Consider the following 14199-nt stretch of genomic DNA (forward strand, 5'->3'; position numbering starts at 1 on the left):
CGCGATTACGCGAGTGCCAATTTCTGGCGCGCATATTGTAGCGCTTTTTCAATCACTTGCTCAATAGTTAAACTGGTTGAATCCAGAACTAATGCATCTTCTGCAGGAACAAGTGGGGCGACGGCGCGGTTACGATCGCGGTCATCGCGCTCTTTTATCTCGGATAAAAGGCGATCAAAGTTAACACTAAACCCCTTTTCCTGCAACTGAAGCATGCGGCGTTGCGCACGTTCTTCCGAAGAGGCGTCGAGGAAAATTTTCACAGGCGCATCAGGGAATACCACGGTTCCCATATCGCGCCCATCAGCGATCAGACCTGGGGCTTCACGGAAACCACGCTGGCGGCGCAGCAAGGCTTCGCGAACGCGCGGGAAGGCCGCGACCTGGGAGGCCGCGTTAGCGACTTCCTGAGTACGAATTTCCCCGCTGACGTCCTCTCCTTCCAGGATCACTTCAAGGTTGCCATCAGTCGAAACAAAACGCACATCCAGATGCGCAGCCAGCGGTACCAGCGCTTCTTCAGAGGCGACATCCACATGGTGATGCAACGCAGCCAGAGCCAGCACGCGATAGATTGCTCCCGAATCTAAAAGATGCCATTGCAATGCTTCTGCCATCGCTTTGCACAGAGTACCTTTCCCTGCGCCACTAGGCCCATCAATGGTGATTACCGGGGCAAGTGCCGTCATCTTTTTCTCCTTAAATAAGGCATACCGTTTACATGAACGCCGCGCATTATACGCGCCAACGTGCGCAACTGTTACCTTTGCGTGCAAATTACAGAATGATAGAAGCAGAGTGTAGAAGAAATGAGCGGGAGTGTTCGTCAGGAAGCGTAAGGAAATGCCGCATCGGATGATGCGGCATGAGGGTATCAGGCCAGCGTGCTAATGCGCGCCAGCTGCTCGAAGTAGTCCGGGAAGGTTTTCGCCGTACATTTCGGATCAAGAATGGTCACAGGCGTGTCGGACAACGCCACCAGCGAGAAGCACATCGCCATACGGTGATCGTTATAGGTGCCGATTTCCGCAAACTGCAGTTTTGCCGGCGGGGTCACGCGAATGTAGTCTTCGCCCTCTTCCACCTCTGCACCGACCTTACGCAGCTCGGTCGCCATCGCGAACAGGCGGTCCGTCTCTTTTACGCGCCAGTTGTAGATATTACGCAGCGTGGTAGTGCCTTTGGCAAACAGCGCCGCCGTGGCGATGGTCATCGCCGCATCCGGGATATGGTTCATGTCCATGTCGATGGCATTCAGCTCGCCGTGGGTACAGGAGATAAAGTCATCGCCCCAGGTCACAACCGCGCCCATTTTTTCCAGCACGTCCGCAAAACGGATATCGCCCTGCACGCTGTTACGGCCAATACCGGTCACTTTTACCGTGCCGCCTTTAATCGCACCCGCGGCCAGGAAGTAGGACGCGGATGACGCATCCCCTTCAACCAGGTAGTTGCCCGGGGACTGGTACTGCTGTGCCCCGCGCACCACGAAGCGCTGATAAGACTGGTTTTCTACCTCAACGCCGAAGGTTTTCATCAGGTGCAGCGTGATATCAATGTACGGTTTAGAAACCAGATCGCCTTTAATCGCGATCGCTGTATCCTGCGGTGCCAGCGGCGCGGTCATCAGCAGTGCCGTCAGAAACTGGCTGGAAACGCTGCCGTCCACCTCGACGTTACCGCCGGTAAAACCACCGCGCAGACGCAGTGGTGGATAATTTTCCTGCTCCAGATAGTCAATCTGCGCGCCGCCCTGGCGTAAGGCATCGACCAGATGGCCAATCGGACGCTCTTTCATACGCGGTTCGCCGGTCAGCACAATATTGTTGCTGCCCAGACACAGGGCTGCCGCCAGCGGACGCATCGCAGTACCCGCGTTACCCAGAAACAGCTCAAGCTCTTCAGCGGAACGTAATGCGCCGCCGTTGCCGGTTACTTCACAACGGGTACGATCGTCAGAGAGAGTGTAATGAACGCCCAACGCTTTCAGTGCATTGAGCATATGGCGCACGTCATCGCTGTCCAGCAGGTTTGTGAGGACGGTGGTGCCGTTTGCCAGAGCTGCCAGCAGCAGAGCGCGGTTCGAGACACTTTTTGAACCAGGCAGATTGATGATGCCATCTACCCGCGCGATAGGTTGTAACGTCAGGGATTCCATGAAAACTAAACTCTCAACTCAACATAATAAAAACCCCGCAGGGATGCTGCGGGGGTGAATAACAGCAAATTAACCGTGACGACGTTCGAAGTCGATCATGAAATCGGTCAGGGCTTTAACGCCTTCCAGCGGCATCGCGTTATAGATGGAGGCACGCATGCCGCCAACGACACGGTGACCTTTCAGCGCATGCAGACCAGCCGCGAAGGACTCTTCCAGGAACACTTTGTCCAGGTTGCTATCCGCCAGCTGGAACGGCACGTTCATGCGGGAACGGTTAGCTTTCGCCACATCGTTGCGGTAGAAATCGCTCTTGTCGATCACGCCATATAGCAGTTCAGCCTTCTGCTGGTTAACCTTATCCATCTGCGCCACGCCGCCGTTTTGCTTCAGCCATTTGAAGACCAGGCCGGAAAGGTACCAGGCAAACGTTGGTGGCGTGTTGAACATAGAATCGTTATCGTTCAACACGGTGTAATCGAGAATCGACGGGCAGGATTTGTGTGCTTTGCCTAGCAGGTCTTCACGCACAATCACAATTGTCAGCCCAGCAGGGCCGATATTTTTCTGTGCGCCAGCGTAGATCACACCGTAACGGCTAACGTCCAGCGGCGTGGAAAGAATGGTCGAAGAGAAGTCCGCGGTAACAACCACGTTTTCACCAAAGTTTGGCTCTTCATGGATGGCGATACCGTCAATGGTTTCATTCGGACAGTAGTGGAGATAGGCTGCGTTATCAGAAACGTGCCACTCGCTCATCGGCTTAACGCCGCGCAGGCCGTCAACGGTCACTTTGGCGTCGATGACATTCGGCGTGCAGTACTTATGCGCTTCCTTGACAGCGCTGGCCGCCCAGTAGCCCGCGTCCACATAATCAGCGGTAGTTTTGTCTCCCAGCAGGTTGAGCGGGATACCGGCAAACTGACCGCGCCCACCGCCGTGGCAGAACAATACTTTGTAGTTCGAGGGAATGTTCAGCAGATCGCGAAAATCCTTTTCTGCCTCTTCCGCCACCTGAATAAACTCTTTACCACGGTGGCTAACTTCCATCACCGACGTACCCAGACCGTTCCAGTCACACAGCTCCTGTTGAGCCTGTTTAAGCACGTCTGCCGGTAACATTGCCGGACCTGAACTGAAATTAAAGACTTGAGCCATTTCCCCTCACCACGCTAAAAGCCATAAGTTATAACTGTGGATATCGGTTTTATCATTCAGTGACACGCGCCGCAATGTCTAAAACTTATGACCCATGAAATGTGCCCCGCGTCACACAAAACAATCTGCCGCCTCGCTAAGGCAAAACCGACAAAATGGCTGTCAGGTGATACGTTTGGCCCGGCTAACCTTCGTCCATTCCGGATTTGCACAGCGGGGGCATAATTGACGATCCCCCGGCTGCATCGCGACAACATGGCTACATCTTACGCAAGCATATTCACCTGATTCAGGTACCGTTCTGAAACGCTCGATCAGCATATCCGGCAGGATACAGAGCCCCGGCTTCACCTCGTCGTCAGAATAGTAATAGACGCTGATCTGCCCGTTGGTTTCCATGATCGCCAGCCGCACCTGCCCGAGCTGTTCAACGCTGTTCAGGCGTAGCTCCATAAAGAACTCAAACTCGGTCATATTGGCGCTTTTTACATTTTCCCAGGCCAGCTGTCCGTCCTCGACGATAACGACCGGCTTCCCTTCAAGCAGATCTTCCAGCTTTTCGCTTTTCGACATCAGCCACATGACAAGACGGTAAAGTAGCGCCAGTGAGACAAAAACGATAAACACCGGCACCATCGGCACATCGTCATAAAAGGCAACGTCTCCCGCCGCTGACCCCAGCGTCAGGATGATCAACACTTCAAAGAGCGACATCTGCCGCACGCCGCGACGGCCGGTGATTTTTAGAAACAGGAAGACAAGCACGAAGGTATACAGGCTGCGCAGCGCCACTTCGCCCAGAAATTCAGGAGGAACTTTATCAAACGCCATCCGCTGGAGATCAAATGCTTTCATTTTTCTATGCCTTAACAGTCAGTTACTGCCACTAAGCATAGCCCAGCCTTTTATTTTCGCCGAAGATAGCACCCGTCACGCAAAACCCGTATCATTGCGCGCTTTACGTACGATAAAAGTGAACGCCATGACTCAAACGTTTATCCCCGGCAAAGACGCCGCTCTGGAAGATTCCATCGCTCGCTTCCAGCAGAAACTGACCGACCTGGGTTTTAACATCGAAGAAGCCTCCTGGCTCAATCCGGTGCCGCATGTCTGGTCCGTGCATATTCGCGATAAAGACTGTGCCCTGTGCTTTACCAACGGTAAAGGCGCGACAAAAAAAGCGGCACTGGCCTCTGCGCTGGGTGAGTATTTTGAGCGTCTGTCCACTAACTATTTCTTCGCTGACTTCTGGCTGGGCGAAACCATCGCTAACGGCCCGTTCGTTCACTATCCGAACGAAAAATGGTTCCCGCTGACCGAAGACGACGAACTGCCGGAAGGCATTCTCGACGCGCGCCTGCGTGCGTTCTACGATCCAGACAGCGAACTGACCGCCAGCATGCTGATCGATCTGCAGTCCGGTAACGAGGATCGCGGTATCTGCGCCCTGCCGTTTACCCGCCAGTCTGACGAAAAGACCGTTTACATCCCGATGAACATTGTCGGCAACCTGTATGTATCCAACGGTATGTCCGCTGGTAACACCCGCAATGAAGCGCGCGTGCAGGGTCTTTCTGAAGTCTTCGAACGTCACATCAAAAACCGCATTATTGCCGAATCCATCAGCCTGCCAGAAATTCCGGCAGACGTGCTGGCGCGCTATCCGGGCGTGGTGGAATCCATCGCTAAGCTGGAAGCAGAAGGTTTCCCAATCTTTGCCTATGACGGCTCGCTGGGCGGCAAATATCCCGTTATCTGCGTTGTGCTGTTTAACCCAACGAACGGTACCTGCTTCGCCTCCTTCGGCGCGCACCCGGACTTCGGCGTGGCGCTGGAGCGTACCGTCACCGAGCTGCTGCAGGGCCGTAGCCTGAAAGATCTCGACGTGTTCACCCCGCCAACCTTTGACGATGAAGAAGTGGCCGAGCATACCAACCTCGAAACCCACTTCATCGACTCCAGCGGTTTGATCTCCTGGGACATGTTTAAGCAGGATGCAGACTATCCGTTCGTGGACTGGAGCTTTGCCGGTACCACGGAAGAAGAGTTCGCCACGCTGATGGCAATCTTCAAAGCCGAAGACCAGGACGTTTATATCGCCGACTACGAACATCTTGGCGTCTACGCGTGCCGCATTATTGTTCCTGGCATGTCCGACATCTACCCTGCCGAAGATCTGTGGCTGGCAAATAACAGCATGGGCGCGCACCTGCGCGAAACACTGCTGGCCCTGCCGGGCAGCGAGTGGGAGAAAGACGATTATCTGAACCTGATCGCCCAACTGGACGAAGAAGGCCACGATGACTTCACCCGCGTGCGTGAACTGCTGGGTCTGGCGACCGGTAAAGACAACGGCTGGTACACTCTGCGTATTGGTGAGCTGAAAGCGATGCTGGCTCTTGCGGGTGGCGATCTGGATCAGGCCCTGGCCTGGACCGAGTGGACCATGGAATTCAACCAGTCTGTCTTCTCAGCCGAGCGCACCAACTACTACCGCTGTCTTCAGACGCTGTTGCTGCTCGCTCAGGAAGAGGACCGTGAACCTCTGCAGTACTTGAATGCCTTTGTTCGTATGTACGGTGCAGATGCAGTCGAAGCGGCCAGCGCGGCGCTGAGCGGCGAAGAGCCGTTCTATGGCCTGCAGGCTGTTGATAGCGATCTGAAAGCCTTCCCGGCACATCAGTCGCTGCTGAAAGCGTATGAAAAATTACAGAAGGCAAAAGCCGCTTACTGGTCAAAATAAGCGCATATAACATTACCAGATGTAGGCGTATCCAATCGTCTGGGCTATATTACGGGGCAATTTCATTGCCCCTTTTTTTTATTTTTTCGGTAATGATGTTTGATTGTAATAATTAAGTTAATTACGGGTAAATATAATAATACTTACCTGGGCTGGACTGTTACTTTTTGTGGTAAATACTCCATTTTAATTAACTGTTTTACGGGAGGCCTAACGAAAAAATTCAACTCTTCTCATAACTTTTAAAATTTATTTTTATACGGATAATCAAATACTTACTCCGCATTCGCTGTAAATCCATACACATTGCGGGCCTATAAGCCAGGCGAGATATGATCTATATCAATTTCTCTTCTATAATGCTTTGTTAGTATCTCGTCGCCGACTTAATAAAGAGAGAGTTAGTGTGAAAGCTGACAACCCTTTTGATCTTTTACTCCCAGCTGCAATGGCCAAAGTTGCCGAAGAAGCGGGTGTCTATAAAGCAACGAAACACCCGATGAAGACGTTCTATCTGGCGATCACGGCCGGTGTGTTCATCTCAATCGCTTTCGTCTTCTACATCACTGCCACCACCGGTACTGCCGGGATGCCTTTCGGCATGGCCAAACTGATTGGCGGCATTTGCTTCTCACTGGGTCTGATTCTTTGCGTCATCTGCGGCGCCGACCTTTTCACCTCTACGGTGCTAATTGTTGTGGCGAAAGCCAGCGGAAGAATTACCTGGGGTCAACTGGCACGCAACTGGCTAAACGTCTATGTTGGTAACCTGATTGGCTGTCTGCTCTTTGTTCTGTTGATGTGGCTCTCTGGCGAGTATATGACCGCCAACGGTGGCTGGGGGCTTAACGTCCTGCAAACCGCTGACCACAAAATGCACCATACATTTATCGAAGCTGTTGCTCTCGGCATCCTCGCAAACCTGATGGTCTGCCTGGCCGTCTGGATGAGCTACTCGGGTCGTAGCCTGATGGACAAAGCCATGATTATGGTTCTGCCGGTTGCGATGTTTGTTGCCAGCGGCTTCGAGCACAGTATTGCGAATATGTTTATGATCCCAATGGGGATTGTTATCCGCAACTTTGCGAGCCCGGAGTTCTGGACCGCAGTTGGTTCAAATCCGGAAAGTTTCTCTCACCTGACTATCATGAACTTCATTACTGATAACCTGATCCCTGTCACTATCGGGAACATTATCGGTGGGGGTCTGTTAGTTGGGTTGACATACTGGGTCATTTACCTGCGTGGCGACGACCATCATTAATGGTTGTCTCAGGCAGTAAATAAAAAATCCACTTAAGAAGGTAGGTGTTACATGTCCGAGCTTAATGAAAAGTTAGCCACAGCCTGGGAAGGTTTTGCGAAAGGTGACTGGCAGAATGAAGTAAACGTACGTGACTTCATTCAGAAAAACTATACCCCGTATGAAGGTGACGAATCCTTCCTGGCTGGCGCAACTGACGCGACCACCAAGCTGTGGGACAGCGTAATGGAAGGCGTTAAACTGGAAAACCGCACTCACGCGCCAGTTGATTTTGACACCTCCGTTGCTTCCACCATCACTTCTCACGATGCTGGTTACATCAACAAAGCCCTTGAGAAAATCGTTGGTCTGCAGACTGAAGCACCACTGAAACGCGCAATCATCCCGTTCGGTGGCATCAAAATGGTTGAAGGTTCCTGCAAAGCGTATAACCGCGAGCTGGACCCAATGCTGAAAAAAATCTTCACCGAATACCGCAAAACCCACAACCAGGGTGTATTCGATGTTTACACCAAAGACATTCTGAACTGCCGTAAATCTGGCGTTCTGACCGGTCTGCCAGATGCGTATGGCCGTGGCCGTATCATCGGTGACTACCGTCGCGTTGCGCTGTACGGTATCGACTTCCTGCTTAAAGACAAATACGCACAGTTCGTTTCCCTGCAGTCTGACCTGGAAAACGGCGTAAACCTGGAAGCGACCATCCGTCTGCGTGAAGAAATCGCTGAACAGCACCGCGCACTGGGTCAGATCAAAGAGATGGCTGCTAAATATGGCTGCGATATCTCTGGTCCTGCTACCAACGCTCAGGAAGCTATCCAGTGGACCTACTTCGGCTACCTGGCCGCGGTTAAGTCTCAGAACGGTGCAGCAATGTCCTTCGGTCGCGTATCCACCTTCCTGGATGCGTACATCGAACGTGATATCAAAGCAGGCAAAATTACCGAGCAAGACGCTCAGGAAATGATTGACCACCTGGTCATGAAACTGCGTATGGTTCGCTTCCTGCGTACCCCTGAATACGATGAGCTGTTCTCTGGTGACCCAATCTGGGCAACAGAATCAATCGGCGGTATGGGCGTTGACGGCCGTACTCTGGTCACCAAAAACAGCTTCCGCTTCCTGAATACCCTGTACACCATGGGTCCTTCTCCGGAGCCGAACATCACCGTTCTGTGGTCAGAAAAACTGCCTCTGAACTTCAAGAAATTCGCCGCTAAAGTGTCTATCGATACCTCTTCTCTGCAGTACGAGAACGATGACCTGATGCGTCCGGACTTCAACAACGACGATTACGCTATCGCTTGCTGCGTAAGCCCAATGGTTGTTGGTAAACAAATGCAGTTCTTCGGTGCGCGTGCAAACCTGGCGAAAACCATGCTGTACGCAATCAACGGCGGCGTTGATGAAAAACTGAAAATGCAGGTTGGTCCTAAGTCTGAGCCGATCAAAGGCGACGTTCTGAACTTCGACGAAGTGATGGATCGTATGGATCACTTCATGGACTGGCTGGCTAAACAGTACGTCACTGCGCTGAACGTTATCCACTACATGCACGACAAGTACAGCTACGAAGCCTCTCTGATGGCGCTGCACGACCGTGACGTGGTTCGCACCATGGCATGTGGTATCGCGGGTCTGTCCGTTGCCGCTGACTCCCTGTCTGCAATCAAATATGCGAAAGTTAAACCAATTCGTGACGAAGACGGCCTGGCTGTAGACTTCGAAATCGAAGGTGAATACCCGCAGTTTGGTAACAACGACTCTCGCGTTGATGACATGGCGGTTGACCTGGTAGAACGTTTCATGAAGAAAATTCAGAAACTGACGACTTACCGTAACGCTATCCCGACTCAGTCTGTTCTGACCATCACCTCTAACGTTGTGTATGGTAAGAAAACCGGTAACACCCCAGACGGTCGTCGTGCTGGCGCGCCATTCGGCCCAGGTGCTAACCCAATGCACGGTCGTGACCAGAAAGGTGCAGTTGCCTCTCTGACCTCCGTTGCTAAACTGCCGTTTGCTTACGCGAAAGATGGTATCTCTTATACCTTCTCTATCGTGCCAAACGCGCTGGGTAAAGACGACGAAGTGCGTAAAACTAACCTCGCGGGTCTGATGGATGGTTACTTCCACCACGAAGCGTCCATCGAAGGTGGTCAGCACCTGAACGTGAACGTAATGAACCGTGAAATGCTGCTCGACGCGATGGAACACCCTGAGAAATATCCTCAGCTGACCATCCGCGTATCTGGCTACGCAGTACGTTTTAACTCCCTGACTAAAGAACAGCAGCAGGACGTTATCACCCGTACTTTCACTCAGTCCATCTAACTGGAATTGACTGAAATCACGCGTTAAAAAGCGTACAATAAAGGCTCCACGTCAGTGGGGCCTTTTTAGCACCCTCTCCATCTCAGTCTCTTTTGTCCGCTATCTATACTTAATGGATAACAGCCAAAACAGACTTAACACAGCCGGTTTTGAGCTGTGCATACACAGGCCCCGGACGGGCCGATGCTGGAGATATCACCGCAATGTCAATTATTGGTCGCATTCACTCCTTTGAATCCTGTGGCACCGTCGATGGCCCGGGCATCCGCTTTATCACCTTTTTCCAGGGCTGCCTGATGCGCTGCTTGTACTGCCATAACCGTGACACCTGGGATACGCATGGCGGGAAAGAAGTAACCGTTGAAGATCTGATGAAAGAGGTGGTGACCTACCGCCACTTTATGAACGCGTCCGGCGGCGGTGTCACCGCGTCCGGCGGCGAGGCCATCCTGCAGGCTGAATTTGTCCGCGACTGGTTCCGTGCCTGCCGCAAGGAAGGCATCCATACCTGTCTCGACACCAATGGCTTTGTACGCCGCTACGATCCGGTTATTGATGAACTGCTCGAAGTGACCGATCTGGTCATGCTCGATCTCAAACAGATGAATGATGAGATCCACCAGAACCTGGTTGGCGTCTCCAACCACCGCACGCTGGAATTTGCCAAATACATTGCCGACAAAGGCATTAAAACCTGGATCCGCTATGTGGTCGTGCCGGGCTGGTCAGATGATGATGATTCCGCGCACCGTCTGGGCGAATTTACCCGTGATATGGGCAACGTGGAGAAAATTGAGCTTCTGCCCTATCACGAACTCGGTAAACACAAATGGGTGGCGATGGGTGAAGAATATAAGCTTGATGGCGTGAAGCCGCCGAAAAAAGAGACGATGGAACGCGTCAAAGGTATTCTTGAACAGTACGGCCACAAGGTGATGTATTAAAGAAAAGGCCCGGTGAAAACCGGGCCTTTTCTTTATTCTATTTGAAGACGCCGTTAATAACGGAGGTCACAATCGCGGTACTCAATGCGATTAAGACCAGGTCATCCCCCACCACCCGCCATTCATAGCCCGGATAAGAAGGAAGTTGGCCCAGCATAGACGCTGGCACGGTTTTCTTCGCAATGCCCGGAGGCAGCGGTTTACCGCGCGCCAGGTTTTTTGCGATCCCCGGAGGCAGAGAATCATAGCCCGTTAAGCCGTAATTCAGTGCCAGATGGCGGGCATGATCGAAGCTCACACGAACGTCGACATCATTACTGACATCTTTGCTGTTTTTGAAGCTCTTATCCGATTTTCCCGGATTGTCCTTACCGTTGTTTTGCTTATTACCATGGTCACCAGAATTCCCGTTGCCATGATTCCCGCTATTACCTTGTCCGCCACCGTTTCCGTGACCACCGCCATTCCCATTTCCAGGATTAGCCATGACCGGAGCGGTTGCAAACGTTAAAGACAACACTACGGCAAGCGCAGTAGTGGAAAAACGACGAATAGACATGATGGCTGCCTTATTGTGGTAGGACTCCTGTGAATTATCGCCTGGTGAGATAAACACACAATAAGTAAAACTCTTAGTTGTGATGGGGACAAAAAAGCCTGTCATCGACAGGCTTTTATTTAATCAGGCATGTGCCACTGGCGTTGGGTGCTCGCCCGCTTTGCGCAGCAGCATTAAGAGATAAATAAACGATACGCTGGCGATCATGATAAACAGCAGGTTATCGGAATAATTCTGCATCAGCATCGCGGTAAACGTCGGCCCTAATAAACTGCCGATGGTATAGCTCAGTAACAGCGCCTGGTTCATCGCCACCAGCTGGTGATGTTCAACTTTCTCACAGGCCCAGGCCATCGCAACAGGATAGAGCGTAAAGCCCGCAGCCCCGAGAATAAACAGGGCCGGTGCCATGGCGGCATTGCTGAGCATCGCAAGGCATCCCATGATCACCACGAAAACCTGAACGCGCAGCACCAGCAGGCGACCGAAGCGATCCGCCAGGCGACCAATAGGCCACTGCCCGACGATCCCGGCGCTGACCATCACCGCCATCCAGAACCCTATTCCGGAATCGCTCACGCCCTGATGATTCAGGTAGAGCGGCATCAGGCCATAGAGCGAACCCAGCACAATCCCGGAAATAATACAGCCGTTAATCCCCAGGCGCGCATGGCGCAGCCTCAGCATCGGCCAGATGTGTGTCGCTTCCTGATGCTCGCTGTTCTGGTTCACAATGCGCGTAAACAGCAGCGGCAGAATTGCGGCCAGCACCATGCCCGTTACCCACGGCAGAACGCTCATCAGGTCGGTTGGCAGCTTGCTAACCATCAGTTGACCCAGCACGGTGCCGACGTAGTAAACCATCATATAGGCGGCCAGCAGGCGTCCGCGGTTACGTGATGTGCCGCTGCACATCAGCGCACTTTCAACTACCACCCAAATCATTGCGCAGCCTACGCCAGCGATAAAGCGCCATGCCATCCAGCTCCAGAAACCAACCATCAGTCCCAGCCCGGAACATCCGGCGGCAAAAATCAGCGAAGCCAGATAATAGCTGCGATTAAAGCCAAAACGCTTAATCAGGCTACCGGTTAATAATGTGCCCAGCAGGTTCCCGGTAAAAAAGGACGAGCTGACCATACCCACCTGCCAGGTCGGTAAGTTTTCATGGGCGAGCCACAGCGGGACGAGCGTATTTAACACTGCGATCGCCAGGGTCAACAGAAGCAGGCCACAGAGCAACAGAAGCACTGGCCGGGTATAGGTGGTCATGGATTAAAAACCGTGAGGAAGTTCAGATTTCGTGCGCATCATGCCACTGGCAAAAACAAAGTCAATCCACTGATTTAAGCGCCACGCACAATATGATCCCTGTCGATTTAAAAAACTTATCCTGCTAATGCCACGCCTGCTATAGATATTAATTATGTCTCTGTTTTTATTTATTAATGCCCGAAATTAAAACAAAACGACAGTCGAAAAATTTCATGATTGAAAAAAGAAAAGCCGGGCGCTCGGGCCCGGCTTGATAGAACTAAATACAACGCTAACTGGCGATAGCCATACCAACGGTCATATGTAACCCGTAGAACACACCGCGGCCAATCAGTTCACCCGCCAGTACCAGCACAAAGGCCAGTGACAGCAGCGGCAGCGCGGGCTGATAACCTTTAAGCTGAGGGGCGATCCAGAATACCAACGCCGCGACCAGCAGAACGATGCGCCAGGCCATCAGAGAACCGTAATCCGGGACCAGGGCAGAGGCCTGCTGAATCGAACTGTGAATCGTTGCCAGCTCAGCCCCTTGCATCAGAGCAACCACAGCGCTCACGACCAAAGCCAGTAGCGAAACGGCAGGCAGCAAACGCATTGCCCAGCCATCCACACCCGCCACGCGCAGCAGCAGGTAGCCCAGCAGCGGACCGCCAATAAACATCGTCAGGAAGAAGCTCATCGGCGTCCAGACGCTGTACCAGGTTGGGACAGTATCAATGGTGTTATAGACACGCACCATCATCCACACGAACACCACGCCCAGCACCATCGTCACAATCAGCCACAGGCTACGCAGAGCCGCAGGCAATTTATTCAGCGCGGCCAGCAGCCAGCCCAGTCCGCCAACAGCAAAGAAAATCGCCCCACTGGCAATCTCGTTACTGAGGGATGAGGCGCCCACGCGGTTCAGAGAGTTGAACGCGCGCATTGGTGAGCCCAGGTGCAGCGTAGAAGCAATAAAGCCAAGCCCCATCAGAACCCACAGGCCAAACATGCTCAGCACCAGACGCTGCTGCTGTTCAGCGTTGAGATTACCTTTCAACAGCGCCAGCGCGAGCACAATAAAGCCACCCGCAACACACTGCCCAAAGACCGTGAAGATCATCAGCGGCCATTCATGCCATCCACTTCCCATCTCACACCTCCTTCGGGTTTGCCAGATAGCCGGTGGTATCACCTGTAGGACGGCTGTTGGCGTTAGGTTTAATGACAATACTCGGCTTGGTGAAGTGTGCGGACGGCAGCGGCGCAACGGCAGCAAGCTGGCCATGTTTTTTACGCAGCTCTTCAATTGGGCCAAAGTCCAGCGCGCGCAGCGGGCAGGATTCCACGCAGATCGGTTTTTTACCGTCGGCCACCCGGGAGTGGCAGCCGTCGCACTTGGTCATATGACCTTTGGCTTCGTTGTACTGCGGCGCACCGTACGGACACGCCATGTGGCAATAGCGGCAGCCGATGCAGACATCTTCGTCCACCACCACAAAGCCGTCTTCACGCTTGTGCATCGCACCGCTCGGACAGACTTTGGTACAAGCCGGATCTTCGCAGTGGTTGCACGCAATTGACAGGTAGTAGGCAAAGACGTTCTGATGCCAGACGCCGTTATCTTCCTGCCAGTCGCCACCGGCGTATTCGTAAATACGGCGGAAGCTCACATCCGGCGTCAGGTCTTTGTAATCTTTGCAGGCCAGCTCGCAGGTTTTACACCCTGTGCAGCGGCTGGAATCAATAAAAAATCCATACTGGGTTGTCATCGGTTACTCC

General features: G+C 52.8%; 12 protein-coding genes. 4 read left to right on the top strand and 8 right to left on the bottom strand.

The window, feature by feature from the left end; translation table 11 throughout:
- Nucleotides 1–5: 5 nt before the first annotated feature.
- The 4 genes from cmk to AC2T6E_RS05640 all read right to left on the bottom strand — a co-directional run bounded on the left by cmk (nt 6) and on the right by AC2T6E_RS05640 (nt 4171).
- Complete coding sequence (cmk, locus tag AC2T6E_RS05625) at nt 6–689, bottom strand: (d)CMP kinase (RefSeq protein WP_010429248.1); 684 nt, start codon at nt 687–689, stop codon at nt 6–8.
- Between the two features lie 185 nt (nt 690–874).
- Nucleotides 875–2158 carry a 3-phosphoshikimate 1-carboxyvinyltransferase gene (gene aroA / locus AC2T6E_RS05630; protein ID WP_486690821.1) on the bottom strand — a complete coding sequence of 428 codons (1284 nt, stop codon included), beginning with the start codon at nt 2156–2158 and terminating at the stop codon, nt 875–877.
- Between the two features lie 69 nt (nt 2159–2227).
- Nucleotides 2228–3316 (bottom strand): 3-phosphoserine/phosphohydroxythreonine transaminase, encoded by a 1089-nt coding sequence (gene serC, locus AC2T6E_RS05635; RefSeq protein ID WP_260663120.1) that lies wholly within the window; start codon nt 3314–3316, stop codon nt 2228–2230.
- Between the two features lie 162 nt (nt 3317–3478).
- Entirely contained in the window at nt 3479–4171 is a 693-nt protein-coding gene (locus AC2T6E_RS05640) for a DUF421 domain-containing protein (protein WP_108416006.1), read from the bottom strand.
- A gap of 127 nt (nt 4172–4298) precedes the next feature.
- Between AC2T6E_RS05640 and ycaO the strand changes: the two genes are divergently transcribed.
- The 4 genes from ycaO (at nt 4299) to pflA (ending at nt 10601) form a co-directional block, all read left to right on the top strand.
- Entirely contained in the window at nt 4299–6059 is a 1761-nt protein-coding gene (gene ycaO, locus AC2T6E_RS05645; RefSeq protein WP_214605501.1) for a 30S ribosomal protein S12 methylthiotransferase accessory factor YcaO, read from the top strand.
- Nucleotides 6060–6465: 406 nt separating this feature from the next.
- Nucleotides 6466–7323 carry a formate transporter FocA gene (focA, locus tag AC2T6E_RS05650; RefSeq protein WP_126543592.1) on the top strand — a complete coding sequence of 286 codons (858 nt, stop codon included), beginning with the start codon at nt 6466–6468 and terminating at the stop codon, nt 7321–7323.
- 51 nt (nt 7324–7374) lie between these two features.
- Nucleotides 7375–9657 (top strand): formate C-acetyltransferase, encoded by a 2283-nt coding sequence (pflB, locus tag AC2T6E_RS05655; protein ID WP_089597765.1) that lies wholly within the window; start codon nt 7375–7377, stop codon nt 9655–9657.
- Between the two features lie 203 nt (nt 9658–9860).
- Nucleotides 9861–10601: a pyruvate formate lyase 1-activating protein gene (gene pflA / locus AC2T6E_RS05660; protein WP_010429226.1), complete on the top strand. Its 741-nt coding sequence runs from the start codon at nt 9861–9863 to the stop codon at nt 10599–10601.
- A gap of 37 nt (nt 10602–10638) precedes the next feature.
- Here the strand turns inward: pflA and AC2T6E_RS05665 are convergent, their stop codons facing one another.
- The 4 genes from AC2T6E_RS05665 to dmsB all read right to left on the bottom strand — a co-directional run bounded on the left by AC2T6E_RS05665 (nt 10639) and on the right by dmsB (nt 14189).
- On the bottom strand, nt 10639–11160 hold the full coding sequence (locus AC2T6E_RS05665; protein ID WP_120158466.1) for an anti-virulence regulator CigR family protein: 522 nt from the start codon (nt 11158–11160) through the stop codon (nt 10639–10641).
- Between the two features lie 123 nt (nt 11161–11283).
- Nucleotides 11284–12432, bottom strand: a complete 1149-nt coding sequence (locus tag AC2T6E_RS05670) for an MFS transporter (protein WP_486690827.1) — start codon at nt 12430–12432, stop codon at nt 11284–11286.
- Between the two features lie 274 nt (nt 12433–12706).
- Nucleotides 12707–13570 carry a dimethyl sulfoxide reductase anchor subunit family protein gene (locus AC2T6E_RS05675; RefSeq protein ID WP_108416003.1) on the bottom strand — a complete coding sequence of 288 codons (864 nt, stop codon included), beginning with the start codon at nt 13568–13570 and terminating at the stop codon, nt 12707–12709.
- A gap of 1 nt (nt 13571) precedes the next feature.
- Entirely contained in the window at nt 13572–14189 is a 618-nt protein-coding gene (dmsB, locus tag AC2T6E_RS05680; RefSeq protein ID WP_089597769.1) for a dimethylsulfoxide reductase iron-sulfur subunit DmsB, read from the bottom strand.
- Nucleotides 14190–14199: the final 10 nt, after the last annotated feature.

The organism is Enterobacter sp. B79-1 (genome assembly GCF_057444735.1).